Here is a 25081-nt window from a genome sequence, read left to right as displayed (position 1 = left end):
GCCCTTCCGGCACCGGTGACGCGTGTGCCCTGCCGCCCCACCGGCCTTGACGGGTGTGGGGTCGAGCCCACCGGGTCGGTCAGGTGCTCTCCTGGTCGGCCGAGCCCGGGAGTTCCGAATCCTGCCCGCGCTCCGGGTGCGACGGGTTCCAGAGCCGGTCGGCTTCGCCGCGGGCGACATGCTCCTCGTAGATCCGCACCTTGTGCCGCATCACGTCCAGAACCCCCTGAAGCTCCCGCATCTGCGCCTCCACGTGGCCCTGATGACGGCGCAGCAGCTCAAGCCGCTCGTGTTCATCGCCCGGACCCTGGCGGGCCAGCTCGATTACGACGGCCACCAGCCGGGCGACCCGGTGAAGGCCGCCAGAGCCATCGTCGACGTCACCGAGACCGCCGATCCTCCGCTGCGCCTCCAACTGGGCGCAGACGCCGTCGAGCGCGTCGAGGCGAAGCTGGACCTGGTGCGGCGCGAACTCGACCGATGGCGCCACGTGGCACTCGCCACGTCCATCTGACCGCCGGGCGGGTGTGCCTGCCGCCCGCTCGGCGACGGGGTCGGGGCGCTGGTGCGCCTGCCGCGCCCGGCCGCTCATCCATCAGGAACGTGACCGGGCGCGCACGCGCACCGCGGCCCCGGGGCGGACGTAAACTGCACCGGGCAGTGCACCCGCGTCGACCCGTCCCCGAGGAGCAGCGTGACACCCCTGACCACCACCCCCGGGTCCCGTCGGATGCCGGAGAAGCGCCGGGCCATCACCCGGGCCGCCAGTACGGTATTCGGCCGCGAGGGCTACACACGGGCCAGCGTCGATGCCATCGCCGCCGAGGCCGGGGTGTCGAAGCGCACCGTTTACAACCACTTCGGTGACAAGGAGAAGCTCTTCCTCTCCGTCGCTCTGGAGACGGCCGGTGAGCTGACCGAGGTGATCGCGCAGCTCGCCGACCGCCACCTGCACAAGATCGTCGACCTGGAGGCCGACCTCACGGCCTTCGCCGTCGACCGGGCCAAGGCCGTCATCGACGCCGGCGAGCACTACGCGCTCGGCCGGACCATCCGCGCCGAGGCCGGCAACATTCCCCGCGACGTGCTCGACGCCTGGCTGGATGCCGGCCCTGCCGCCTCCCAGCGCGACATCGCGGGTCACTTCGACCGGCTCGCCGACCAGGGCCTGCTGCACTTCGACGACACCGCCCTGGCTGCGACCCACTTCACCCTGTTGACCTTCAGCGGTGCGGCGGACCGCACCTTCTTCGGGGCGATCCCGATCCCCGAGCAGGAGTTGTTGGACGGCATCACGGCCGGGGTGCGGGCGTTCCTGCGGCTGTACGGCTGACGCGGCGCCGCCGCCGCGGGCCGTGCTGCGGGGCTCGCGGCGGCTCGGAAGCCGGGGGAGTGGCAGCCGGGGGAGTGGCAGACACGGGCCTTCGGCAGGCGCCAAAAGTACACTGCACCGTGCAGTTGAATGCATAACCTGCACGGTGTAGTTTACTTTTACGTCAGGGGCCACCGCCCCGACCGGCACCCGCCGGCCACCCACCGCACAAAGGACTCCACCGCCATGCCCACCGCAGTCGTCGGCACCGCCCGCATCCCGTACCGCGTCCTCGGCAGCGGCCCCGCCCTGGTCCTCGTCCACGGCACCGGCCCCGGCTCCGCCATGTGGGACGCCCTGCTCGACGGCTTCACCGACCGGTGGACGGTGATCCTCCCCGACCTCTCCGGCAGCACCGCCGCCGAGGACGACGGCGGCCGGCTCACCATCGAGACCCTCGCCGACCAGGTCAACGCCGTGATCGAGGACGCCGGAGTCGGCCGCGCCCACCTGGTCGGCTTCTCCCTCGGCGCCGTCGTCGCCACCGCCGCTGCCGCCCGGCGCCCCGACCTGGCACGCCGCCTGGTCGCCACCGCCGGCTGGGTCAACGCGGACGACGAGTACCTGCGCAACATGATGACCGTCTGGCACTCCATCGCCGACAACCCGGCCGCGTTCGCCCGCTACGCCACCATCACCGCCTTCAGCCGCGGCTTCCTCAACCGGATCGGCCACGAGGCCGTCGAGGCCAATGCCGCCTTCATGCAGCCGCTGCCCGGCACCCTGCGGCACATCGACCTCAACCTGCACCTCGACATCACCGACCTGCTTCCCCGGGTCGAGGCCCCCGCCCTCGTGATCGGCTGCGCCCAGGACGCCACCATCCCCGTCGACAGCACCCGCCGGCTGCACGCCGCTCTCGCCGGCAGCCGGTACGCCGAGTTCGACACCGGCCACGTCGTGATCGCCGAGGAGCCCGAGGCGTTCGTACGGACCGTCCGCGCGTTCCTCACCGAGTCCTGAGCCGAGGGCCGCTGCCGCCGCACTCCGCCCCGGGGCGGGCACAGCGTCCGCACCGGGCGGCGGCGGGCCGGGCGCGCGACGATGGAGAGATGAGCACCACTGCCGCACCCCACTACAGCGTCGGCGACGTCCTGGAGGAGGACGCCCTGCCGGATCGGCACCATCTGGTGCTCGACATCGGCATCGAGTCGTACTTCCTGCAACTCGTCAGCGGCCGGGACCCGGGCGAACCGCTGGAACACGCGTGGGTGATCCCCGACTGCGAGGAGGTCACCACCCGGGTCGTCGCCGACTCCCCACTCACCGGCCCGGGGCCCGACTGACCCGACCGGCCCAAGCCCGATCCGCCCAGGCCGCGGCCCCGCGGCCGGTGGGAGGCGTGGGTCCCGGGAGCGGTTCAGGCCTTCCGGCGCAGGTGGTCGATGCGGGAGAGCACGGCGTCCACGTGCGGGCGCACCCGACACCTCAACTCCTCGCTCCAGACCTCGTCCTGATAGTGACAGGTGAGGTAGAGGTTCCGGGCGTGCTCCAGGACGGGGCGGTGTTCCGGGGGCAGCCGGGCCAGGGCCCAGTCGGCGGCGGCGTCCTTGGTCGTGATCCCGCCCGTGGCGAGGGTGGTCCAGACGCGGGCCAGGGTCAGCAGGACGTTGCGGGTGTCACCCTCCAGGTCGGCCAGGAGTTCCGGAACCGCATCGGCGCTCGCCCGGACGAGGTCGGCGTGCGGCACCGGGTCCAGGAGTGCGCCGGGCGGCGGTCCGACGAGCGGGTGGTCACCGGCCAGGACCGCCGTGAGGGTTACGGCGAGGTCCGGCATCGGGCCGGGCCGCGGCGGCTCGCCCGCCCGGAGGTCGTCGCGCAGCCACTCGCCGTAGAGGAAGTCCCCGATCGGCGGAAAGCGCCAGGGGTGGACCTCGGACCGCACGACGACGGTGAGTTCGACCGGCCGGACGGTGGCCGTGAGACCGGAGATCTCCAACAGGCCCGCGACGAGCGCCCGCCGCTCGTGTTCGTCGAGGCTGCGCCCCGTGACGGCCAGGACGTCCAGATCGCTGGTCGGGGCGAGGCCTCCGAGCACGGCGGACCCGTGGAGGTACGCCCCCAAGAGCTCCGGCCCGACGACTCCGCGGAGGAGGTCGACGGTTCTGCTCAAGCTGATGCATCACCCCAGTGTCGGACATCCCCGCGCCCAGGGACGGCCGTTGGCGGAACCTTCTCCCGACCCCGGGGCGAGCGCGGCCCGCCGGGCCTGGCCGGCCGACGTCCTACTCGCCGACCTCGCCGTCGATCGCCTCGCGGAGCAGGTCGGCGTGGCCGTTGTGGCGCGCGTACTCCTCGATCATGTGGGTGAGGACGTAGCGGAGCGAGACGACTTCGCCGCGGAAGTCGACCGTGTCGTCGAGGGACGCGAAGGCGTCGGCGGCGGCGCGGGAGTTCTCGCACGCCGCGTGCCAGAACGCGAACGCCTCGTCCACGTCGGCGTCGGCCACCTGGAACTCGGCGGGCTCACCGTTGGTCCGGGGCCAGAGGGGCCGGCAGTCCTCGCCGTTCAGGACCCACCGGAACCAGCCCTGCTCGACCTCGGCCGCATGCCGGACGAGGCCGAGCAGGGTCAGGCCCGAGGTCGGTACGGCCTGCTGCTTCAGCTGTTCGCCGGTGAGCCCCTGGCACTTCATGGCGAGGGTCGCGCGCTGGTAGTCGAGGAACGTGGTCAGCGACGCACGGTCACCGGCCACCTTGGACGGGTGTACGCGCTTGTCATCAATCATCGGGTGATCATGGCAGCAGGCCGGTGCCGGGTGCCACCCCGTCCGGGCAGTGGACGGCGGACCCGCGCCCGAGGCAACCGGGGGCCGGAACCCCTGGAGCCCGGCCACGGGGTTCGGCTGCCGCCTCCACGTCGGTCGCTACGCTGACGGAATGACAGGAATGACAGGAACGACAGGAGTACTGGAGTTCGGCGCGCTGCTGGCGAACCTGATGGGCCACCGCGCGCTCGACCCCGCTGCGCTCGCGGCGGCCGGCGTCGACCCGGCCGACCTTCGGGCCGCGCGCGACGGGCAGCCGGTCGAGTTCATGACGATGCATGCGCAGCCGACACTGATCACGTCCCTCCCGCGGCTCGGCGGGCCGGTGTCCCGGTGGGCCGGCCGGGGTGGACCTGCGGGGCGTGCGGGTGAACGGGGCCCGGTGGTGTTCGGCGGGTGGGCGGGCCGCGGGTACGCGTGCTGGGCTGTGTAGCCGTCAGGGCGGCCGTGTGCGCCCGGAAATGGTGGGTCCATGAGTTCGAGAGCGTTTGCCCGGGGCCGGCGCAGGGCGGCCGCCGTCGTCACCGCGATGGCGGCCGCCTTCATGACCGTCGGCGGGACGGGGGAGGCGCGGGCACAGGGTGACGGGTTGAGTCCGGACATCCTGGCGATCATGTCCAAGCCCGCCTACGAGCACGCGCAGTGGGGGCTGCTGGAGATCGACGACACGACCGGCGAGGTCATCCACGCGCAGTACCCGGACCAGTTCTTCATCCCCGGTTCGACGGCCAAGCTGGTCAGCGTCTCCAGCACCTGGCACACGCTGGGGGGCGAGCACCGGTTCACCACGCCCGTGCAGGCGGTCGGCGCCCGCTCCGGGCCGGTGCTGGACGGCTCGCTGGTACTGGTCGCGCAGGGCGACCTCACCATGGGAGGACGCACCAAGCCGGACGGCTCGGTCGCGTTCACCCCGATCGACCACACCTACGCCAACGACCTCCCCGGCGCCACCCTCACCCCCGAGAACCCGCTCGCCGGGCTGAACGAGATCGCCCACCAGGTCCGCGACTCGGGCATCACCGAGGTCCGCGGGGACGTCGCCATCGACTCCCGGCTCTTCACCTCCTTCCCCGAGCTCGACCCGAGCCCCACCCCGCTGATCATCAACGACAACCTCATCGACCTGCTGACCACCGCCACCAGCCCCGGACAGCCGGCCCGCCTGGACTGGCGGCCGCAGGTCGCCCCGTACCAGGTGGAGTCCACCGTCCGGACCGTCGCGGCCGGCGGCCCGACCGACATCACCGTCTCCGCGTCCCCCGACGGCACCCGCATCACCCTGTCCGGCACCATCGCGGCCGACGCACAGCCGGCGCTGCGCGTCTCCCCGGTCCAGGATCCGGACGCCTTCGGCCGCACCGCGCTGATCGAGGCACTCGCCCGGGCGGGCGTGAGCGTCACCGCCCCACCGACCGGACCGAACCCCGCGGGCCTGGTGCCGAACTCCTACGACGGCACGCAGCGGGTCGCCGCGTACGTCTCCCCGGTCTACGCCGAGTACGCGCGGCTGATCCTGAAGGTCAGCCACAACCTCGGAGCCAACCTCGGGATCTGTCTGATGGCCGTCGCGACCGGCAGCCACCAGTGCGCCGACGGCTTCGCCCCCGTCAACGGCTTCCTGCGCCAGGCCGGCATCGATCCGACCAAGGTCCAACTGCTCGACGGGCGCGGCGGCAACCCGGTGGACCGGGTCACGCCCGGCGTCGAGAACGAGATCCTGCACTACTGGCAGGGCACCGCCGAGGCCGACCGGTTCCGGGAGGCACTGCCGATCATGGGGGTGGACGGCTCACTGGCCAGTGCCTGCGACGGATGCCCCACCTGCCCGGGCAAGGGCAAGGTCTGGGCCAAGCCCGGTACGGTCATCGGCCTGGACGCGGTCAACCAGCGGCTCGCCGTCGGCGGCGAGACCCTCGGCGGCTACCTGGACGCCGGCAACGGCCGACTGCACACCTTCTACCTGGCCGTGAACGGCGCCTCCACCCCCGACATCACCACCTTCTTCGACGTCGTCGACGACCTCAACCGGATCGCCGGGCTGCTCCAGGAACAGGCCGCCGCACGGTCCTGACCGCCTCCCCCGCCCCTGCGAAGCGCCCGCGGGCCGTTCCCGGAGCCGCCCGCCCCGCTGCGGGTCCGGACTCGGCTCCGCGACGGGCACCCGGCGGGCGCGTCAGCCGCCCTGCCCGAACCAGGTCTCGGCGAGTGCGTCGAGGGTGCGCTCGGGCGGGGCGGGCAGCTCGCGCAGGTACCACGGCAGGTTGCTGTACACGTGCAGCAGGGTGTGGGCGAGGAGTTCGCGCGGCTCGAAGCTCCGCCCGTAGGCCTTCAGCAGGCGGGTCAGCAGCTCCGCATCGCCCCGGGTGACGAACAGGCCGACTCCGACGAAGTCGTACGCCGGGTCGCCGATCATCGCCGGCTCGAAGTCGAAGAGGCCGGTGAGCCGGGAGCGGTCCGGGGCGACCAGCAGGTGCTGGTTCATGAACTCGGTGTGCAGCAGCACCCGGTGCCGGGTCGAGGGCAGGGCGACGGAGTCGAGGAAGTCCGGGATCTGCTCCAGCCATTCGTCCGGCAGGTCGCGCTGCCGCTGCCGTTCGACCGCGCCGGCGCGCTGCCGCTCCAGGAAGGCACTCCAGTCGCCGGGACCGAGCACGTCCGCGACCGGGGCCGGGTCCAGCGCGTGCAGCGCCGCCAGGGTCTCGCCGGCCTCGGTGACCAGCCGCTCCCGGTCGGCCTGCGCGAGCTCCGTCCAGACGCCGGCCAACTCGTCCCCGCGTAGCCTGGACATCAGCACGTACCGCCAGCCGTTCACGTACGGCCCGGACTCCCGGACCTCCGGCGTGGGGACGGGCAGGCGGCCCTGGACATGCGCCAGCACGGCGGCCTCGGCGATGCCGTCCTCGGCGGAGGCCGCCGGGAACAGCTTGAGCACGTGCTCCCCGCCCACCGCGTACACGGGCTGCGAGCCGCCGGCGAACCGCTCCAACGGTGCACCGCCGAGCCCCAGTCGCGCGAGGAGGTCCTCGGCACCCGGCCTCATCACGGTCTCGTCCGGGACGATCGCGTCCCATTCCTCGTCGGTCACCACGGGCGGCAGCATGATCGGCACGCTAGGCGAACGATGCGGACCCGGCAACGCGTTTTCCGCCGACGGCCCGGCCCTCGTTGTCCGACCGGACGCACCCGAGGCGTGGAAAGGAGCGCGCCGGGTAGACGCCCGGCCGATCGGAGACCAGAGGAGGAGCGATGCCTGCCGGTTCGAACAAGAAGCGGGAACGCCAGTACGATCACATCAAGGAGAGCGCCCTCGACCGCGGGGAGAGCACGGAACGGGCGAAGGAGATCGCCGCCCGCACGGTGAACAAGGAACGCGCCCGGCACGGCGAGTCCAAGACCGCCAGTCGCTCCTCCACCCACGACATGTCCTCCGGCAAACGCGGCGGGCAGCGCTCCCACTCGGGATCCCAGGGCCCCACCTACGACCAGCTGTACAACGAGGCGAAGCAGCGCAACATCCACGGCCGCTCGTCGATGAACAAGAAGCAGCTCGCCGACGCCCTCGGCCACTGACCTCCAACGCGTCGACCGGCGACGGTGGGGCCGGCGCAACGACCAGCTGCTCCGGCCCGGACACCGCCCGGCCGGGTCAGGCCGTCACACCCCGCTCGTCACCGAACGCCCGTGAGCCCGCTCCGAGCAGCGGAGCTGGCCGGCCTGCTCGTCATGCCAGACATAGAAGGTCGCCACACCTGCGAAGTCCGTCCCGCGGATACGGCGGCGGATGCCCTCGGCGGTCCGCTCGAACGCGGCGACCTCGGGCACGGTCAACGCCTGCCTGTCCTCCTCCTTCGCGCTCAGCCACCAGGTGTTGGTCTCCCACTCCACCCGCCGGTCGGTCGGTTCCAGTACGAGCGGCTCGTCCGCCACCTCGGCGATCCAGGTCAACAGCACCCCGGCAGTATGGCGCACGGGGGAAGAGGAGAATGCTGCGCATGGATGACGCGTTCACACTCCTTCGGCAGGCCGTCGATCTGCTGCCCGCGGACGCCGTGGCGGAGAACGGCCGGACGGCCGGGGATGTGCGCGAGGACATCGGACGCCAGGAGTGGGAGGCGGTGCTCGGCGTTCTCGAAGAGATCGGGGACGTTCACCCGGTGTCCGTGGAGTTCTGGGAGCTTCTCGCCGAAGCCGCCCGACAGATGATGCTGGACCGCAGCCACCGCGGGTGTCAGTGGCGGGCCTGGGAAGTCCGGCACGGCACCGTTCGGGCAACGCTGAGCCTGCTGGACACGGAGGTGGGCGGACGTCGAGCCGCCTTCTCCGGGGACGGCCGGCTCAGGCCGATGTGGGACATCGGCACTCGCACCGCCGACGGAGAACGAGAGCTGAGCATCGCAAGGCTGTGGGTGGAGTACGCCGAAACGCTCGGCCCGGGCGAGACCGCCGATGTCCGGCTGGCACCCCTGCGCCCCGAGCAGTGGAGGCATCTGAAGCGCGGCGACGTGATCACCATGCACGAAACCGGACCCGCCGTCGGCACGGCCACGGTGATCGAGGTCGCGCCGCCGCGCACCTGAACGCACCGCGCACGCGCCGGGAGCCCGGTGGGCGTCGGTCAGCCGCCGGCTGCGGCGGGTCTCGGAGCGGTGTTCGTCGCCGCGGGCGACCGGGTTGCGTACGAGGTCGGCCATGTCGTGGTGACCCGCCCCGACCGGCGAGTGCCGTCGACACCGGGCGGGCAACAGCGCCTGGATCTGCGCCGCTGACTCCGACAGGGGGACGCGGCCCGTCCGGCGCAACCCGGTACCGGCAAGGTCGGCGCCTGGCGACGGCTGAGACCTGCAGCATGCCAGGATCGGTTCCTGCGGATCGTGACTCGAACTACCGACTCATTCGGGCAGGCAGGCCCGTCACCCTGGTTCAAGGCGGTGCCCAAGTCGTTGTATCCAGGCTGCAGACTGGTCCTGGAACCGGGCCGAGCGATTCAGACAGGTGAGCGATGCGTGTTGTCATTCTCGAACCGCCGGCATGGCTCCACGAAGCCCCGTCCGCACCGCTGGCTCGTGCCTTGGCAGCTCCGTGCATCGACTTCGGCGACCTCATACGCGCTCACCTCCGTCAAGGCACCGAACTCGGTGTCCGATGTGCCGCAGTCATAGCGTCGGGCAGTCCGTTCCCGGGCGAGATCGTGACTGCGATCGTCCACGACCACCTGCGCCGAACGAAGAGCCGCGCCTTCGTCCTCAAGCGGCACCCGCTCAGCGCCCCCCAGGCCCAGGCTCTGGACTGGCTGCTCCAGGATCTCGGCACGCCCCTCCACGGTGTGGTGCATCTGCGCCTGCCGGAGGAGGTGGAGCGCTGCGTCCGCCATTGGACGGCCGGTCGCCTCTGCCGCAGCGATCCGAGCCACCGCTTCGAGCCGGCAGTCGACACCTCCGTCGCCGACGGCCTCTGCAACCTCTGCGGCGGTGACCTCTTCCAGCGCGAGGACGACAAGGAAGCCGGCGTTCGTGGCCGCTTCAGCAGATACGAAGCGATGGTGGAGCCGAGCGTCCGGTACTACGCCGAGCAAGGCCTTCTCGTCACCGTCGACGCTGTCGGCGCGCCCGACGAGATCGCGGGGCGCGCGCTCGCTGCGCTCGCCGGCATGGCCGCGGACCTCGGTTGAACGGTGAGGGCGGCGGCGGTTCCCGCCCAGAGGCCGCAACGCCGCAAAGCCCGCGCGGGAGCGGGAGTTGGCACTCGGCCTGCCGGTCCGGTCCGCCTGGGACCTAGAGTAGGCCGTATGGTCAACGAGGAACTGCCAGCCGCACGTACGGCGCCCGAGGCCGGGGTGGAAGTCCGCGCCGGGGACGCCGACCGGGAGGCGGTGGCCGAGCAGTTGCGGGTCGCCGCCGGTGAAGGCCGCATCGACCTGGGGGAGTTGGAAGAGCGGCTCGATCGCGCCTACGCCGCACGGACCTTCCGCGAACTCGACGTCCTGGTAACGGATCTGGGCGGACGGGAGGTCGGGGCGGGCCCCGAGGACGATGTCCTCGTGCTCAGGACCCGGAGGAACAACATCGCCCAGCGCGGCCGGTGGACCGTTCCTCGGCGCATCGTCGCCGAGTGCCGGATGCCGCTCATCACGATCGACTTCACCAAGGCCGTGTGCGTCCACCGGGAGGTCACCGTCGAAGCAGTGACCGGCCTGGGCCACATCCGGCTGATCGTTCCGCGCGGCTGGGGGGTACGGATCGACAGGTCGAGTACCAACACCGGCCACATCATCAACAAGGCCAGTGAGGTGGCGGAGCCCGGCGCCCCGACGATCGTCGTGATCGGTCACCCCCGGTCGGGCCCGATCAAGATCAAGCAGCGCTGCCGAGGCTGATGGAGCGGGGGCAGTAGGCGCCGCGCGGGGCGTCCGGGGTCAGGCGGTCACCGCCGGCGCCGCCGACACCGCGATCGCGCTGTACCGGCGGAAGCACCAGCCCTGTGCCGCAACCAGGGCCAGGTTGACCGCCACGAGGGTGCCCCACAGCGCGGTGAGCCCGCCGTACGCGGCGGCCGGCGCGGCGGCGAGGGCGAGCACGCCGTAGCCGGCGGCGAAGCAGAGCATGCTGGGCAGCGTCCGCCGCAGCCCGATCAGGCCGAAACCGAACAGTGCCTGCAGCGCGTCCGCCGCGACCGCGGCCAGCAGCAGCGGGAGCAGGTCCACCAGTCCCGCGCGGACCTGCGGGTCGGTGCTGAACACGTCCAGCACCGGGCCGCGCGCCATCGCCAGAACGGCGCCCAGGAGCAGGACCGCCCCGGCCGCCACGGCCAGGCCCGCGCCCACTCCGGCCCGCACGCCCGGCAGGTCCTCCGCCTTGAGGCGTTCGGCCACCACGGGCACGACCGCCTGGCCGACCGCGACGGCCGCCGTGAACACCAGGTTCACCAGCGCCACCGCGACGCTGTGCACGGCCGCGTCCTCGGTGCCGATCCGGGCGGCGGAGAAGGCCAGGACCCCGAGTACGGCGAACTTGATCAGCACGGTCGTGGCCAGCGGTATCCCGATCCGGGCCAGCGCCAGCACCTCGGCGGGCTGCGGCCGTCCCAGCGTCAGCGGCTGTCCCGCGAGCTGCGGCACCCGGTGCAGCGCCACCTGCGCGACCACGGCGCTGATCAGACCGGAGGCGAGCATGGCGATGCCGGCGCCGGTGAGGCCCAGGGCCGGCAGTGGGCCGGGGCCGCCGACCAGCAGCAGTGACAGCACCACCGCGGTGCCGGTGCCGGCGAGGCCGGAGCGCATCACCAGCCGGCTGCGGCCGAGGCCGATCAGTGCCGAGGTCGCGGTGGTGGACAGGGCGACCGCCAGCGTGTCGAGGGCCAGCAGCAGCGGGAACACGCCGAGCCCGTCGACGGTCTCCGCGGGCACCCCGCCGAGCCGGGCGATCAGCGGGACGGCGGCGACGGCGAGCGCCCCGAGGCCGCCGGTGGCCACCGCCAGCCACATGCCGTTGCGCAGCACGGACAGCAGTTGCCGGGGGTCGTCCTGGCGCTCCGTCACGAAGGGCATCACCCCGCGCTGGGCGCCGGCGATCGCGGCGGTGGCCGGGCCGAAGACGGCCAGGGTCACTCCGAGGCCGGCGAGGGAGGCGGTGCCGTGGTGGCCGAGGACGGCGGTGTCGACCAGGGCGCCGGCGGAGGCGGCGATCATGGACAGGTACAGCGGCAGCGCGGTGCCCGCGATCGCCCTGATCCTCGCCCCCGTCGTGGTCGGCGGTCCGTCGTTCGTTGTCACCAGGTTGCTCCTGTCGTTCGATGCCGGTCGGTGGCCTCGGTCGGCCCGTGCAGGGTGAGCACCCGGGGGATGCCCAGGTCCCTGAGCCGGGCGGAGTGTGCCGGGTCGAGTAGCTCGCCGCCGCCGAGAGGCAGCCGGAGCCGGGCCGACGCGCGGTCGCAGCAGCGGTGGCGGTGTTCCGGCGGCGCCGTCCGGTCCGATCCGCGGCGTGTGTTCAGGACGGTCCGGCGAGCCGGCCGCGCAGCTCGGGGAGCATGGCACCACTGGGGCCGTGGACCTCGACCAGCGGCTCGCTGTGGCGTTGAAGGAGGGCGAACACCTCGTCGTCGATGTGGATGGTGCGGTGAGGCTGGGCCATGGGATCCCCCGAGATCGAGCTCTGCTCTTCAAGCACTGGAAATCAACAGATCTGATGGCTGGTTGATTTCCTGTGCTATGTCAGATTCTGCCTGCCGAACGGCCCTTCGCATACGGCGTGCGGATGGACGACCTGTTCGTCGGCATCACGGTGCCGGACGGCCCCACCCGCGCTGGCCGACGCCTGTCGCCGGGAACTGCGGCGTCTGGAGGGCCCCGCCGGCCGGGACGCGGTGTGCGGCTACGCCCTGAAACACGGCACGGCCCGGGCCGACGAGGCCCGGGCCGTCGCCACCGCCGCCGCCCGCCCGGCGCCATCGGGAGCCGACCGACCGGCTTCACCGGCTTCACCGGCTTCACCGGCCACTGAGACCACCCGTCCGGTCTCGGTCGCCGTCCGCTGCGATGCGTGCGATGCGTCCGGGTCCGTCGGTCAGGAAGCCGCCCGGCTGCGCCTTCGGCCGCGGCGGCTCCGGCCCGCGGCGAACTGTGTGGTGGGGGGCGGGGCAGGGTGTCGCCGGTTCAGCAGGAGCAGCCCCACTGCGGGGTGGGTGCGGGCGTGGGGGCCGCGGAGGCCGAGCCGGCGGCTGCCGGAGGGTGGACGGTGGTGCCGGCCTTGATGGTCTCGACCACCGTGATGCCGCGGATCTCCTCCGGGTCGATCGCCAGCGGATCGGCGCTGAGGACGACCAGATCGGCGAGCTTGCCGACCTCGATGCTGCCCTTGCGGCTCTCCTCGCCGTACTGGTGGGCGGCGTTGATGGTGATCGCGCGGACGGCATCCAGGGCGGACACCCGCTGGTCGGGTCCGAGGACGTCTCCACCGCGGGTGCGCCGGGTCACCTGGCTGGACAGCACGGCGATCGAGTTCGGCAGCGCCACCGGGGCGTCGTGGTGCGAGGTGTAGCGCAGGCCCCGGTCGAGCGCCCACCGGGCGGGGGAGATGTTCACCGCCCGCTCCTCGCCGAGGACGGTCCCGCGGTACCAGTCGCCCCAGTAGTAGGTGTGCATCGAGAAGAAGGACGGCGTGATCCCCAGCCGGGCGAACGCCTCGACCTGGTCCTCGCGGGCGGTCTGCGCGTGGATGGCCACGGTCGGCCGCCGCCCCGGCCCGGCCGCACCGACCGCCCGGATGAACTGGTCGATCGCCGCGTCGCCGTTGACGTGCGCCAGCACCTGCCAGCCCCGCTCGACCGCCGTGCCGACCTGCTTGGCCACGACCGCGTCGTCCGGCACCGCCGGATACCCGCAGTAGTCCTGCGGCTGCCCGGCCGGCGGCTCCAGGTACGGCTTGGTGAGCCATGCCGTGCGTCCCTGCGGCGAGCCGTCCAGGACCAGCTTCACCCCGGCCGCGCGGACGCCGTTGACGTACGCGTCGCTCGCCCCGATCGGGTCGTCCAGCGCGGAGGAGGTCGCCTCGTCGGCCTTCACGTACGCGACCACGTCGACCGGCAGCGGCACGGCGGCGGCCGTGTCGCGCAGCGCCTTGAGGTTCGCGAGGGTGGTGCCGCCCTCCTGGACGGTGGTGAAGCCGAAGGCCGCCGCCGCGGCCGCGCCCGTGACGAACAGCGCGCGCAGTTCGCGTTCCGGCAGCCCGGCGAGCGCCAGGTCCGAGGCCGGGTTGAACGCCTTCTCCTCCAGCACGCCGTCGGGCTCGCCGTACGAGGGCGGGACGGCGAGCTCGCGTCGCCGGATCACCCCGCCCTCGGGGTCGGGCGTGGCGGCTGTGTAGCGGAGCCGCTTCAGGCCGAGGCTGTTCACCGCGCCGAGGTGGAACGACTGGTGGATGGCCAGCACCGGGCGGTCCGTCGACACCTCGTCGAGGTCGTCCCGGGTGGGGTGGCGGCCCTCGGCGAGCATCGCGTCGTCGTACCCGAACCCGACGATCCACTCGGAGTCCGCCCCCACCGGGCTCGCGGCCCAGGCACGCAGCTTGTCCTTCAGCGAGCCGAGGTCGGTGACGTCGCCGTCGGGAGCGGCCAGCAGGTTGGCGATGACGGCCTGCAGTCCGATGCCGCCGAGATGCCCGTGCGCGTCGATGAACCCGGGCAGCAGGGCGTGTCCTCCGAGATCCCGCACGGCGGTCTGCGGGCCGTTCCAGCGCTCCAGTGCCTCCTGCCGGCCGCCGACGAACACGATCACGCCGTCCTTGACGGCCACCGCCTCCGGCGCGTCGCCGCCGCCCTCGTCGAGGGTGACGATCGAGCCGCCGTGGAGGATCAGGTCGGCCTGCTGCTCGGCCATGTGGGTCTCCCGTTCACTGGGGTACGAAATCCGGGGCCGAGCCTAGGAGCGGCGTGGCCGAACTTCCCGAGAACGGCCGAAAGTTCACTGGGACGGGTCACAGCGTCAGCGGTCGGGCAGGGGTGCAGTGGGAGCGTGTTCCTCGGGCAGTCGGTGTGTGCGGCGGAGAGGATCGCGTGGCGGGCGTGGAGTGCGGCGGCGAGAAGGCATTCGTCGAGCCTCGTCTCGCCGTCGGCCGTGGAGTCGTTGACGGGGATGCGGGTGGGACGGTCGATCATCGCGGTCACCGCCGGTAGCGCGGGCCGCGCGTGGTGCCCCATCCGGGCGAGGCCCGCCAGGTAGTACTCCCCGATCGTGTAGTCGTCCAGGTGCGGTGTCATGAGGGCGAGCAGCCGGGGCAGCACCGTCGGGCCGGCGTGGCGCAGCCACAGCGGGGCGCATTCGGCCTGGCAGCGGCTGGGGCGGTCGAAGGTGAGGCCGTACAGCTGGGCGGCCTGGCGGAAGGTCAGCGGGCCCGCGTCGAGCAGGGCGGTGAAGACCGCGGTGGCGTGGCGCAGGCGGGCGATGCCCACCGGCTTGGCCGCGAGGAGCGCGGCGGCGGTGTCACTGTCGTACGCGGGCTGATCGCCGAACGGGGGCCGGGGCGGAGGCGGGGGAGGCGCGAACGGGAGTCCGGCGACGATCACGGCGTGCGTGCGCCGCGCGGCCCGGGAGATCAGGGCGGTCGTGAGGGCGTCCGCGAGTGCGGGGCCGGGATGCCTGCGGTAGTGGCGGGCGAGCAGCGGCAGCAGGACCACCGGGGCCGCCCGCCGGTGGTGGCACGCCTCGCGGGCCAGGCCGGCACCCGCGTCCCGGGTGGCGGGGTCGGCGAGCAGCCGGGCCGCGAGGGAGTACAGGTGCCGCTCGCGCCCCACCTCGCACAGCACCCGGCCCCAGCGGCGTCCGAGGTCCGGCAGGTGGAGCGCGGCCTCGCGGGCGTCGGCGAGCAGCGCCGCGTCCAGAGCGGGGTACTGCGCGGGGGCGGCGGTGTGCAGGGCCGCCAGGTTGGCCAGGAAGCGCACCGAGGCGAGCGGGTCGCCGTGCAGCGGTGCGGCGGCGGGGCCGAGCGACTGGGCCAGGACGGTGCGCACCACGGGATCGCTGGGGCGTTCGAGGAGCGCGAGGGCGAGGTCGGGCCTCCTGCAGTACCCGACGAGCTGCGCGGCTCTGCGCCGTACTTCGCCGTCGGGGTCTCCGAGCCGGGCGCATGCGGCGTCGACGGCCTCGGGCCACGGCCGGTGGAAGGGATTCGCGCTGTCGAGCAGATCCATGGCCTCGCGCCGGACCAACGGCTCGTCGGCGTGGGCCAGTCGGAGAAGCCGAACGGCCACGGGGCCGGAGCGGTCGGCGTGGACGGCGTCGAGGATTGCGGTGCGGGAGGGATGGCCGGGCGTCGTGGCGCTCCCGTCGGCCACGGCCGCGTCCAGCCACCTCACCGGCAGGGGCGGAGGCCGCCCTTCCGTGCAGAGGATGCGATCACGTCGAGGATTGTGCCACACCGCCGCTGCGCCGGGGCGGGCTGTTTTCGGGTGCGGTGCGAACGGGTTGGGCGGGTCGTGCGACGGTGTCCGGCTCGGGTCTGGATTCGGCGTCGGCCGTTCTCGGCCTCAGCTGTCGATGGCCATCCGAATGCCGAGGAGGACCAGCACACTGCCGGAGACCCGTTCGAGGCGCCGGCGTACCTCGGCCCGGGAGATGATCTTCTTCATGCGGCCGACGAACCAGACGTACAGTCCGTAGTAGCCGACCTCGAAGACGGCCCAGACGGCCGCGAGGCCGATCATGGTGGGCAGATGAGGGGCACCTGCGGGGACGAACTGCGGCAGGAACGACATCGCGAACACCGCGGCCTTGGGGTTGGCGAGGTTCAGCAGCAGGCCCGAGCGGTACGAAGCCCAGCCCGAGCGCACCGGCTGTGCGTCCTGGCCGTCCTCCTGTCCGTGCCCGCCGCGGGTGTCCAGCAGCGTCTTGATGCCGAAGGCGACCAGCGTCACGGCGCCGGCGATCCGCATGATGTCGTACGCCAGTTGGGAGGCCGCGAGCAGCGCGGTGAGCCCGAAGGCGGCCAGGACACCCCAGACGAAGACGCCGGTCTCGTTGCCCAGCACGGTGAGGAAGCCGGCACGCCGGCTGCGCAGGGACTGCCGGATGATCAGCATCGTGCTCGGTCCGGGCGAGGCCGCGATCAGCGTGCAGGCGCCGAGGAAGGGGAGGAGGGTGCTCAGCATGGGCCCCATCGTCGGGTCCCACTGCCGATCATGTCCATAGGCCCCGCCCGAAGCACGGTGGGCGGGAGGGAACACCGGTCGTGCGGGTGGTGGCCGCGACGGACCGGCCCGGTCGGGGGAGGTCCCCCGACCGGGCCGGTGCCGCGGTCCCGCCGGGCCGGTGCAGGCGGCTGACCGCGCAATGCACCTCAGCCCCGTGCGGACGACCGACGGCGCTTGTTCAAGCCCGCTGGTTCGGCGGGGTCGTCAGGACCTGCGGGTGGTGACGGAGGCCTGCTGAAGGTCCGCGCCCAGGTAGCCGTGCGGGGAGAACGCCGCGGCGGCGAACGCCCGCTCGGGGCCCGCCACCGGCTGGGGCAGGTCCTGGCGGCAGGCGGTCTGCGGTGCGGCGTCGTTCTGCCCGAAGCCCCAGGCCACGGCCGTGAGCTTGATGGTGATGAAGTCGGCGATCTGCGCCCCGAAGCGGATCGGCCGCCCGTTGATGGTGATGTCCCCGACGGCGAAGCCGGTCCCCTCGGGGACCTCGTACACGGCCCGGACCGGGTGGTCGGCGTCGCCGCGCTCGTAGCGCCAGTAGCTGTGCGGGTCGGAGCCGTCCGGGGTCTCCCAGCCGTCGGTGGCGAGGCCGTCGAAGTAGAGGCCGACCGGGTCGGCGAGGGAGAGCGAGGCCTTGGCGCGCGCCACCTCGTTGACCGCGCCGCCGATGTGCGGGTCGCTGTTGCGTTCCGGTGCCCCGTACTGGCCGCAGGCGATCAGTTCCTGTTCGCTGGTCAGCGGCCGGCCGTCGATGACGCGCTGGATGGAGGCGGCGGCGGCCAGCTCGATCTCCGCGCCCAGGGTGTTGGCGGGCTGGATCAGGTGCATCGCGCCGAGCGTGGTGGAGTTGTTCCAGATGTTCCGCCGCTCGTAGCGCCCGTTGCTGAACAGGTGCTCCGGGCGGACGTCGGGGCTGATGAACTTGCGGTAGAGCTGCACCACGGTGTCCGGCGAGGTCTGCGCCAGGACGTCCCAGTACTCGGGCCCCTCGCAGGTGAAGTCGACCCGGGTGATCTTGCCCTGGTCGTCGCGGGTGATGCTCCACTCGCAGTACTCGTCCTGGACGAAGCGGCTGGCATCGGCTCTGGTCCAGCGCTGGACGTCCCCGGCGGACATGATCTTGACCTGCCGCGGGAAGGCCGTCCAGGTGACCGTCGCCGTGGTGGCGTCCGCGGCGGTGTCCACGGCGGTCAGGTTGAAGAACTGCGGGCGCGGGCTGTCGTTGCGCACCTGGGCCGGGTCGGGCCCCTTGGCGGCCTCGTCGACGCTGTCGGAGATGAAGATGTGCCAGGCGTTGCGGCCGTCGTCGCTGAGGTCGGTGAGGTTGCCGGGCGGCGAGTAGGAGTTGAGCTTGGTCACGGCGGGGTGCTCCTTCGGCTCGTACTGTTGCTTCGAGGGGGTTACGGCTGCGCCTGGGCGACGACGGTGCCGTCCTCGCGCATCAGGCGCGGCGGGTCGGTGGCGGGGATGTCGGTGACCGGCAGGGTCAGTTCGAACTCGTTGAGCCGCAGCGCGCGGAAGCTCCGGCGGCGGGACTCGGCGAGGCGGACGTAGTCGAAGAAGCCCTGCTCGGTGGCGATCAGTTCGGTCACCCTCTGCAGGTAGGCGTCCAGCCGTGCGCCGAACCGGGCCGTCCGCTCGTCCTCCGGCAGCGCCCAGTCGGCGGCGAACCGGGCCTCCGGGCTGTCGGTCGGCAGCCCGGCCGCCGCTGCGACGACCGCCGCGGCCGTGCGCTCGCCCAGCTCGCCGGACGGGACCGGGCCGGCCGGCACGTACGCCATCAGCCGGGCCCGGTCGGCGCTGAACACCGGGTTGGGGAAGTCCAGCATCAGCGCGCAGGAGGCGAACCGTTCGGAGACCAGTCCGCGGGCCAGCAGGTGGCGGACGACGTCGTTGTCCTCCAGGGCCGGTTCGGGGTAGGGGAAGGCGAAGAAGGTGTCGCCCGGCCGGGAGAAGCCGCTGGACCGCTCGGCCAGCCGGAAGCCGAACTCTGCCAGCGCGCGCCGGTACAGCTCCGGCGGTGCCTGCGGCAGCGGCACGGTGAGCGGCAGCCCGAGGACGTCCAGCAGCACGTCCGCGTTCAGCCAGAAGCTGACCGGCAGGGTCAGCGGCGGGCCTCCCGGGCGGACCTGGGCGCTCTCCACGGCGGAGGAGGCGAGGTTGACCGTGGTGCTGGTGAACAGGTGGCGCAGCAGGCGGTCCGGGTGGTCCACGGTGCCGCCCTCCGACACCTTCCGCACCCGGGCCGCCGTCCAGCGGCTGACCAGCGCCCGGACCGTCAGCTCCAGCGTCTCGGCGCCGATCGACGACCGGTACAGCGGATCCCGGCGCAGCGGGTCGTCCGGGGCGAGCAGGATGTCCGCGGCCATCGACCGCCAGTTGGCCCAGGGGGCCTTGAGCTCCTTCATCACCACGCTGCCGTTGACGTGGCTGTCGAAGCAGCCCTTGCCGCGCGAGGGCTCCTCCAGTGCGGACCAGGAGTCGCCGGCCCAGATCCAGGCGGGGCCGATCCGCAGGTAGTAGTTGAACAGCCCGGCGGCCTGGTCCCAGGCCGCGACCTGGAGGAAGGTCTGCGCCGGGTCGCCGCCGGCCCCGGTGGAGACCAGCAGGTCCACGGCGGAGCCGCGGGTCTTGCAGGCGATCGCGAACCGCAGGTCGCGCGGCAGCTCCGGCGCCTCGGCCGGGTCGATCCGCCCGGCCTCGCCCACCAGGTACACCTGCGGCGCGGGCAGGCCGGGCGGCAGTCCGTCCAGCAGCTCCGTCACGGTCACCGGGAACCGGCCCTGGCGCAGGAACAGCGTGGCCATCGGGTCGCCGAGGCGGGCCGCCTGCTCCTCGGGAACGGGCACCGCCTCCCGGTCCACGCCGGAGACCATGCGGTAGAGACCGGCCGGAAGCTCGCCGATCCCGGCGCCGCAGGGTTCGTCGTCCGCCTCGGCGGCGGGCCCAGGGCCCTCGGGGCCCGCTTCGAGACCCGCCTGCGCCACCCGGGCGGGGCGCATCCACGCGGTCGCCCGCCGCCAGGGCCGGGTCGGTTCCTCGGACATCGCCGTCCTCTCCCGGCCCGACCGCACGCACGGGCCGTCTCCCGGAGCAGCATGGCAGAGCCCACCGGCCCGGACACGGCCAACACGCGGTGGCGCTGACGCTTTGACGGATCACCAGAAGCCTGCCCGGCCCCGGGTCCCGCAGCGGTGCTCCCTGCACGAAGGAGGCGATCCGGTTCTATGACGTGGAGGGCCTGATGGCGCTGTGGCGGCGACCGGCCCCGGGGCGCCGGCCGGCGCAAGGGGCGCGACGGCGAAGTCGAACTCGCCGGACGCATCGCGCACCCGCCGACCCGGCTGCGACGGGATCGCGGGTGTCGGCGCGGGGCTCGGGCGGGGTGTACGGGCGGGGTGTCCGGGCGATCCGTACGACCGGTGTGCGCGTCCGAGATGCGCAAGCCACTGCCCCGCCGTCGACCGAGCGCATACGCTGGTATGACCTGAGTGACCGTCAAGTTCGTTGACGGGCACCGACAGTCGGCGACACGGCTGGGCCGCGTCGGCGGCGTGGCCCCGGGGGAGGGAGTTACCGATGGCACACGGCATCGACAGGCGCTGGCTGGAGGCGATGGAGCGCCGGAGGCTGTCCCTGCAGACCCTGGACGGCGGACGGTGCGTGGTGGTCTGCCTCGACTCCGGCGGTCGGGGAGGCATCGAGGTCGCCCGCGCGACGAGGTCTCCCTACGGGCGGGGGTGGACCGTGACCGTGCGGAGGCGACTGCAGGACGCCGGCATCGGACTGCGTGAGTACGCCGACATCCACGATCTCGACACCGCGATCGAGAGCATCCTGACCATGGTCGCCTACGACGACATCCTGCGGGACAGGGAACAGTCGTCCGGCACGGTCATCACCTACACCGCCGTCATGGGAACCGCCCGGGCGCAGTGGCTCGCCGACTTCGAGCAGCCGCCGGGGATCACCCATCTGGGCAACGGAAGGGTGCGGCTCGCCGAGTCGGCCGTTGCGTTCCTGCAGGCGGCGCCGTCCAGTTACTGGCTCCTTCTCACGGTGGATCCCGACCTCACCCGACTGGTGATCGACGGTGACTTCTACCCCCTGACCCGCGAGAGGTAGCCGCCGCCACCCCGACCCGCAACCCGCTCGCGCAGCGGACGTGGCGCCCGGCGCGGTCCCGGAAGCGGCCGCGGGCCCGCGACGCGGTGTGCGTCGCGGGCCCGGGTGGTGGAGCGGGGGCGGTCAGGCGGTGTTGGGGGTCAGGGTCCAGCGCTGGTTGGGGTTGCCGTAGCACTGCCAGATGCCCAGGCCGGTGCCGTTGGCGCTTTCCCAACCGGGCAGTTCCAGGCAGGTGTTGGAGGCGGGGTTGTGGAGCGTACGTCCGCGCGGTCACCCGCCGCTGCCAGGCTGCCGACCCCGCCGACCAGCCGACCTGCCCGGGGGCGGCGGGCCGGCCGCGCCCGGGTCGGGTGGCCCGGTGTGTTCCTGGTGTCCGCTGCCCGTGCCCGGGACCTCCCGCCGCCACATGGGTGGGGGAGTCGAGGCCCCGGCCCGTTTCGTGACGTGCCAGGAGACCTACCCCCGGGGTTGCCAGACGTAGCGGATGTCCGGTTCGTTCTCCTCGTTGCGCTGCCCGTCGGTGCGTTCCGTCTCGACGAAGCCGTGGCGCTCGTAGAACCGCTGGGCCGGGCCGTTGACCTCGAACGTCCACAGGGCGAGGCCGGTCGGCCGCTCCTGCTTGGCCAACTCCACGAGGCGGTCGCCCAGGCCGCGCCCGCGCCACTGCGGGTCGAGGTAGAGCTGCTCCAACTCCTCGCCGTCGAGGACCAGCATCCCGACGACCTCCGACCCGGCGGAGACCGCCACCCAGGCTTCGCAGTGCGGCACGACCACATGGGTGAACCACGCCCGTACCGCGTCGTCGTCGTGCGCTCGGCGCACGGTCGGCAGCGCTGCGGCGAAGGAGCGGAGCCACACGTCGGCCATGGCTGCGGCGTCGGTACTGTCCGCGCGCCTCAGGAGAAGATCATCATTCTGCACGCGCGGACTCTGCCAGACCGGTCCTGCGGCCGCACCTGGTTTTCCGCCCTGCCTGCGACCGTGGGGCGACCTCGTGGGCCCGGTTCGCCGCGGGCGCCCCGCACCACCGTCACCTACCGCGACGGCAGCGTCCCACGGCCACACTGCCGTGCACGTATGCGCACAAGCTCGACACACGAGGGCAGTTGACGCTGCCGTGACGGTCCTGCCCGGCCTTCCGAAGGGGACCGGGCACCTGCTCGGAACAGCCCCCGGGCGAGAACCGACTGGTACGTTGAGCCCCATGACGGTGGCATTGATCGACTCAGGATTCGGCCTTCTCCCTACCGCCGGCTGGCTTCGGCACCTCGCCCCGGAACTCGATCTGCTGCTGTTTCTGGATCCCGAGGGCGCCCCCTGGGGGCCCAGGACCGCCTCCTTCGTCACGGACCGTCTGCTCTCTGCGGCCCACCTGGCCGCGGAGCGGGGCGCGGAAGCCATCGTGGTCCCCTGCAACACCGCCACCGTCACCGCGATCGACGTCCTGCGCGAGAGGTTCGAGCCTCGCATTCCCGTGATCGGAACCGTTCCCGCCGTGAAGCCGGCCGCGGCAGCCGGTCGGAACCTCGCCGTGTGGGCGACCGTGCGCACCACCGAAAGTGACTACCAGGCTCGTCTGATCGCGGACTTCGCGAACGGCATACCGGTTGCGCGGGTCGCTTGTCCTGGCCTGGCCGAAGCGATCGACCACGGTGACATGGCTACCGCGGCGGAAGCGATCGCCGATGCGGCCGAGCGGACCCCTTCCGACTGCGACGCCGTGGTGCTGGGGTGCACGCACTACCCCCTGGTGGCTCCGCAGATTCTGCAGAGCCTGCCCACCGGGACCGTCCTCTACGACAGCGCGGAGGCAGTCGCGCAGCAAGTACTGCGACGATTGAACCGCACCGGGGAAGCAGTCGGCGGCCTCGGCTCCGTCGACGTGGTACTCAGCGGTCGCCCCGGCCACCTCCCGCCAGGCGCGCACGCCTATCCGGTGGGCCGTGCCCTGGCCGCCGGAGCGCGAATACCCCGGGAAGCCCTCATCACCGCCACGACCCGATCCGCCACCGTCCGAGCCCCGGCGACTGCTCCGGTCGTTTGAGCGAGCCCCTGGTCCCTGCGCGCAGCACACCTGTCTGCGACGCCCTGTCTGCACGAGCTGTCAAGCAATCCACCACGAATCTGCGAAATGGCGGGTGCCGTCCGATGAACACAACAGAGCCGACAGAAGCCTGGATCGAGGATGCGGGCAGCACCCTGGTTGCGCCTTCGGCCTTGCAAGGGCATGACCTGCTCAGGGACTTCTTCGGGTCCGTCCTCACACCGGAGGACCTCGCCTCCGGTTCGCCGGACCTCGCCCGGCGGACCGTCTACCTGTGTGGCGACATATCCGGGATCAGCAGCCGCCAACTGCGCTCGGCCGCGCGGGTGTTCGTTGTGCGGGAGCTGTCGCACGGCTACCGCGAGGACGTCGACACACCGTGGACCGTCGTCGACGTCGGCCGGGTTCCCATCCGCGTACACGGCGTCGGTGTGTACTACCGCCGCTACTTCGGACCCGACGCCGGTCACTTCGGGCGGATCAGCACGGAGCACGCGTTCCAGGCCCTGACGGAGTCCACGAAGCCCGGAACGGCCCATCGCAGCGGCATCTACCTGACGCCCGTCACGCAGGTCGGTGACGAGCTGCACTTCCGACTGCTGCGGTGCTCCACGAACCTCTCGGGGCCCACCGAGAGCTTTCGCCCGACCGACACCGGCATCGTCGAGGATCTGAACCGCGAGGCCGCCGCCGTCTTCCGGAACCACGCTCCGCTGAATCACGTTCTCGCCCAGATCTACCACAACACCCTTGCCACGGCCGAGCGCAAGCAGTCCAAGGCCAGGATCTCGTCCCACGCCGACAAGACCAAGGACATGCCCGTCAACGGCATCATGGCCTTCTGTACCTTCTACGACGGGCTCGACAGGCTGCAGCCCCTGGCCGAAGACGCCTTCGACTACGGCGTGAAGGGTGTCAGCGGGCTGACCAGGCTCCACTTCCGCCTCAAGGAGTCGGCCGAAGAACGCGACGGGGTTGCGCTGCCCGCGCAGTTCACCGTGACTCTCCACCCCGGCTCGGTGTTCTTCATGCCGCTGTCCACCAATCGCCTGTACACGCATGAGATCCGGCCCTCGGCATTGGACGCCGAGCTGCTGCCGACCCGCCTGGGCTATGTGGTGCGCTGTTCGAGCGCCGAATCCGTTCACAAGAACGGCCGGACGTTCCTGAAATCGGCCCGAGGTCTGGTGGAGCTGGAGCCGCCCACGCTGGCCGGCATGGACGAGCTGCGCAGGCTGTACGCCGAGGAGAACAGGACCTCGTCCTTCATCGACTACGGCGACCGGTTTCTCTTCAGCATGAACTCGGGAGACTACCGTGCCCCCCGAGCCTAGGATCTCGGACGAGATACTCGCGTGCGTGTTGCCGACCGAGGAGGATCTCTTCACGGAGCTGTCCGCGTCGACTCGTTGGGAGGACGTGGGAAAGGGCCGGCGAGGCGCCGTCCTCACCAGGATCGACGAGGCGGGTGGGGTGCCTCTTGTGCGGACCACCACCCGCTACGCCAGCCCGGCACAGCGCTTCCGCGCCGTGGACGAACGGCTGGCGCAGCAGATTCAGGAACGTGCGGCGCTTCCGGTCGGCTTCAACAACGCCCTCATCGAGAGCTACACGAACACGTACCGGACCATGGGCAGCCATTCCGACCAGGCCCTCGATCTGGCCGACGATTCGTTCATCGCCGTCTTCTCCTGCTACCGGCATCCCGAAGTGAGCCCGCCGAGGAAGCTGATCTTCGAATCAAAGGAGTCCGGTGGCGAGAGGTTCGAGATCCCCCTCGCCCACCACAGTATCGTCGCGTTCTCGGTAGCATCGAATCGGCGGCTCAGGCACCGAATCGTGTTGGACGCACCCGTCCAGGCGGCGGAGAACCAATGGCTGGGTGTGACCTTTCGAACGTCGAAGACCGTCGTGCGGTTTCGCGACCGAGAGGTTCATCTCCCGCACGGTACGCGCCTCACGTCGGCCGACGATGAGCAGCAGCGCGAGTTCTACCGACTGCGGCGCCGTGAGAACAACGAAACGGACTTCGTCTACCCCCTGCTGACGTACACCGTCAGCGAGAGCGATCTGCTGCCGCCCGTCTGACCGTGCGGGCCC

At 72.1% G+C, this 25081-nt stretch carries 27 protein-coding genes and 1 pseudogene; 14 read left to right on the top strand and 14 right to left on the bottom strand.

What is annotated here, in order from left to right:
* Window positions 1-79 precede the first annotated feature (79 nt).
* Complete coding sequence (locus ACWGB8_RS11280) at window positions 80-241, bottom strand: hypothetical protein (protein WP_452212476.1); 162 nt, start codon at window positions 239-241, stop codon at window positions 80-82.
* A gap of 21 nt (window positions 242-262) precedes the next feature.
* Between ACWGB8_RS11280 and ACWGB8_RS11275 the strand changes: the two genes are divergently transcribed.
* The 4 genes from ACWGB8_RS11275 to ACWGB8_RS11260 all read left to right on the top strand — a co-directional run bounded on the left by ACWGB8_RS11275 (window position 263) and on the right by ACWGB8_RS11260 (window position 2658).
* The gene (locus ACWGB8_RS11275; protein ID WP_452212475.1) at window positions 263-514 is read left to right on the top strand and encodes a hypothetical protein; all 252 of its coding nucleotides are present in this window, start codon (window positions 263-265) and stop codon (window positions 512-514) included.
* A gap of 180 nt (window positions 515-694) precedes the next feature.
* Window positions 695-1333, top strand: a complete 639-nt coding sequence (locus ACWGB8_RS11270; RefSeq protein ID WP_452212474.1) for a TetR/AcrR family transcriptional regulator — start codon at window positions 695-697, stop codon at window positions 1331-1333.
* Window positions 1334-1558: 225 nt separating this feature from the next.
* Complete coding sequence (locus tag ACWGB8_RS11265; RefSeq protein WP_452212472.1) at window positions 1559-2335, top strand: alpha/beta fold hydrolase; 777 nt, start codon at window positions 1559-1561, stop codon at window positions 2333-2335.
* A gap of 89 nt (window positions 2336-2424) precedes the next feature.
* Window positions 2425-2658, top strand: coding sequence for a hypothetical protein (locus tag ACWGB8_RS11260; RefSeq protein ID WP_452212471.1), 234 nt, complete (start codon window positions 2425-2427; stop codon window positions 2656-2658).
* 74 nt (window positions 2659-2732) lie between these two features.
* Here the strand turns inward: ACWGB8_RS11260 and ACWGB8_RS11255 are convergent, their stop codons facing one another.
* Together ACWGB8_RS11255 and ACWGB8_RS11250 are read right to left on the bottom strand one after the other, a co-directional pair.
* Window positions 2733-3485, bottom strand: coding sequence for an aminoglycoside adenylyltransferase family protein (locus tag ACWGB8_RS11255; RefSeq protein WP_452212470.1), 753 nt, complete (start codon window positions 3483-3485; stop codon window positions 2733-2735).
* Window positions 3486-3597: 112 nt separating this feature from the next.
* Window positions 3598-4101 (bottom strand): DinB family protein, encoded by a 504-nt coding sequence (locus ACWGB8_RS11250; RefSeq protein ID WP_452212468.1) that lies wholly within the window; start codon window positions 4099-4101, stop codon window positions 3598-3600.
* Window positions 4102-4252: 151 nt separating this feature from the next.
* On the opposite strand from ACWGB8_RS11250, the gene ACWGB8_RS11245 reads away from it, so the two are divergent.
* Together ACWGB8_RS11245 and dacB are read left to right on the top strand one after the other, a co-directional pair.
* Entirely contained in the window at window positions 4253-4573 is a 321-nt protein-coding gene (locus tag ACWGB8_RS11245; RefSeq protein WP_452212467.1) for a hypothetical protein, read from the top strand.
* 39 nt (window positions 4574-4612) lie between these two features.
* Entirely contained in the window at window positions 4613-6211 is a 1599-nt protein-coding gene (dacB, locus tag ACWGB8_RS11240; protein WP_452212465.1) for a D-alanyl-D-alanine carboxypeptidase/D-alanyl-D-alanine endopeptidase, read from the top strand.
* A gap of 102 nt (window positions 6212-6313) precedes the next feature.
* Here the strand turns inward: dacB and ACWGB8_RS11235 are convergent, their stop codons facing one another.
* Window positions 6314-7240 (bottom strand): phosphotransferase family protein, encoded by a 927-nt coding sequence (locus ACWGB8_RS11235; protein ID WP_452212463.1) that lies wholly within the window; start codon window positions 7238-7240, stop codon window positions 6314-6316.
* A 146-nt stretch (window positions 7241-7386) separates the two neighbouring features.
* Here ACWGB8_RS11235 and ACWGB8_RS11230 point away from each other — a divergent pair, with 146 nt between their 5' ends.
* The gene (locus ACWGB8_RS11230) at window positions 7387-7710 is read left to right on the top strand and encodes a plasmid stabilization protein (RefSeq protein WP_452212461.1); all 324 of its coding nucleotides are present in this window, start codon (window positions 7387-7389) and stop codon (window positions 7708-7710) included.
* 84 nt (window positions 7711-7794) lie between these two features.
* Here the strand turns inward: ACWGB8_RS11230 and ACWGB8_RS11225 are convergent, their stop codons facing one another.
* Window positions 7795-8091: a hypothetical protein gene (locus ACWGB8_RS11225; protein WP_452212460.1), complete on the bottom strand. Its 297-nt coding sequence runs from the start codon at window positions 8089-8091 to the stop codon at window positions 7795-7797.
* 32 nt (window positions 8092-8123) lie between these two features.
* On the opposite strand from ACWGB8_RS11225, the gene ACWGB8_RS11220 reads away from it, so the two are divergent.
* From ACWGB8_RS11220 to ACWGB8_RS11210, 3 genes are all read left to right on the top strand, one after another.
* Window positions 8124-8717: a hypothetical protein gene (locus tag ACWGB8_RS11220; RefSeq protein ID WP_452212458.1), complete on the top strand. Its 594-nt coding sequence runs from the start codon at window positions 8124-8126 to the stop codon at window positions 8715-8717.
* Between the two features lie 422 nt (window positions 8718-9139).
* Window positions 9140-9808 carry an adenylate kinase family protein gene (locus ACWGB8_RS11215; RefSeq protein ID WP_452212456.1) on the top strand — a complete coding sequence of 223 codons (669 nt, stop codon included), beginning with the start codon at window positions 9140-9142 and terminating at the stop codon, window positions 9806-9808.
* Window positions 9809-9925: 117 nt separating this feature from the next.
* On the top strand, window positions 9926-10513 hold the full coding sequence (locus ACWGB8_RS11210) for a DUF1707 SHOCT-like domain-containing protein (protein WP_452212455.1): 588 nt from the start codon (window positions 9926-9928) through the stop codon (window positions 10511-10513).
* Window positions 10514-10552: 39 nt separating this feature from the next.
* Here the strand turns inward: ACWGB8_RS11210 and ACWGB8_RS11205 are convergent, their stop codons facing one another.
* The 7 genes from ACWGB8_RS11205 to ACWGB8_RS11175 form a co-directional block, all read right to left on the bottom strand.
* Window positions 10553-11908 carry an MATE family efflux transporter gene (locus ACWGB8_RS11205; protein WP_452212454.1) on the bottom strand — a complete coding sequence of 452 codons (1356 nt, stop codon included), beginning with the start codon at window positions 11906-11908 and terminating at the stop codon, window positions 10553-10555.
* A 214-nt stretch (window positions 11909-12122) separates the two neighbouring features.
* Window positions 12123-12266, bottom strand: coding sequence for a hypothetical protein (locus ACWGB8_RS11200; RefSeq protein WP_452212452.1), 144 nt, complete (start codon window positions 12264-12266; stop codon window positions 12123-12125).
* Window positions 12267-12787: 521 nt separating this feature from the next.
* Window positions 12788-14509: an amidohydrolase gene (locus ACWGB8_RS11195; RefSeq protein WP_452212450.1), complete on the bottom strand. Its 1722-nt coding sequence runs from the start codon at window positions 14507-14509 to the stop codon at window positions 12788-12790.
* Window positions 14485-15963 carry a HEAT repeat domain-containing protein gene (locus ACWGB8_RS11190; RefSeq protein WP_452212448.1) on the bottom strand — a complete coding sequence of 493 codons (1479 nt, stop codon included), beginning with the start codon at window positions 15961-15963 and terminating at the stop codon, window positions 14485-14487. Before ACWGB8_RS11190 ends, ACWGB8_RS11195 begins: the two co-directional genes overlap by 25 nt.
* Before the next feature lie 192 nt (window positions 15964-16155).
* Window positions 16156-16776 carry a LysE family translocator gene (locus ACWGB8_RS11185; RefSeq protein ID WP_452212446.1) on the bottom strand — a complete coding sequence of 207 codons (621 nt, stop codon included), beginning with the start codon at window positions 16774-16776 and terminating at the stop codon, window positions 16156-16158.
* A gap of 246 nt (window positions 16777-17022) precedes the next feature.
* Window positions 17023-18171 (bottom strand): hypothetical protein, encoded by a 1149-nt coding sequence (locus tag ACWGB8_RS11180; protein ID WP_452212444.1) that lies wholly within the window; start codon window positions 18169-18171, stop codon window positions 17023-17025.
* A 41-nt stretch (window positions 18172-18212) separates the two neighbouring features.
* Entirely contained in the window at window positions 18213-19859 is a 1647-nt protein-coding gene (locus ACWGB8_RS11175; RefSeq protein WP_452212442.1) for a hypothetical protein, read from the bottom strand.
* A 532-nt stretch (window positions 19860-20391) separates the two neighbouring features.
* On the opposite strand from ACWGB8_RS11175, the gene ACWGB8_RS11170 reads away from it, so the two are divergent.
* Window positions 20392-20937, top strand: coding sequence for a hypothetical protein (locus tag ACWGB8_RS11170; protein WP_452212441.1), 546 nt, complete (start codon window positions 20392-20394; stop codon window positions 20935-20937).
* A gap of 123 nt (window positions 20938-21060) precedes the next feature.
* Here ACWGB8_RS11170 and ACWGB8_RS11165 read toward each other — a convergent pair.
* Together ACWGB8_RS11165 and ACWGB8_RS11160 are read right to left on the bottom strand one after the other, a co-directional pair.
* A pseudogene (locus ACWGB8_RS11165) lies at window positions 21061-21183 on the bottom strand (RICIN domain-containing protein); the annotation flags it as partial.
* Between the two features lie 210 nt (window positions 21184-21393).
* A complete protein-coding gene (locus tag ACWGB8_RS11160) occupies window positions 21394-21804 on the bottom strand; it encodes a GNAT family N-acetyltransferase (RefSeq protein ID WP_452212439.1) in 411 nt (136 codons plus the stop codon).
* A 337-nt stretch (window positions 21805-22141) separates the two neighbouring features.
* On the opposite strand from ACWGB8_RS11160, the gene ACWGB8_RS11155 reads away from it, so the two are divergent.
* The 3 genes from ACWGB8_RS11155 to ACWGB8_RS11145 all read left to right on the top strand — a co-directional run bounded on the left by ACWGB8_RS11155 (window position 22142) and on the right by ACWGB8_RS11145 (window position 25069).
* The gene (locus ACWGB8_RS11155) at window positions 22142-22981 is read left to right on the top strand and encodes a glutamate racemase (RefSeq protein ID WP_452212437.1); all 840 of its coding nucleotides are present in this window, start codon (window positions 22142-22144) and stop codon (window positions 22979-22981) included.
* Window positions 22982-23085: 104 nt separating this feature from the next.
* On the top strand, window positions 23086-24315 hold the full coding sequence (locus ACWGB8_RS11150) for a hypothetical protein (protein WP_452212435.1): 1230 nt from the start codon (window positions 23086-23088) through the stop codon (window positions 24313-24315).
* A 25-nt stretch (window positions 24316-24340) separates the two neighbouring features.
* Complete coding sequence (locus ACWGB8_RS11145) at window positions 24341-25069, top strand: hypothetical protein (protein ID WP_452212433.1); 729 nt, start codon at window positions 24341-24343, stop codon at window positions 25067-25069.
* The last annotated feature ends 12 nt before the right edge of the window (window positions 25070-25081 follow it).

The sequence above is a fragment of the Kitasatospora sp. NPDC054939 genome, from assembly GCF_053610105.1.
Note: the sequence above shows the minus strand (reverse complement) of the source record. Positions and strands in the feature narration are given on the sequence as shown.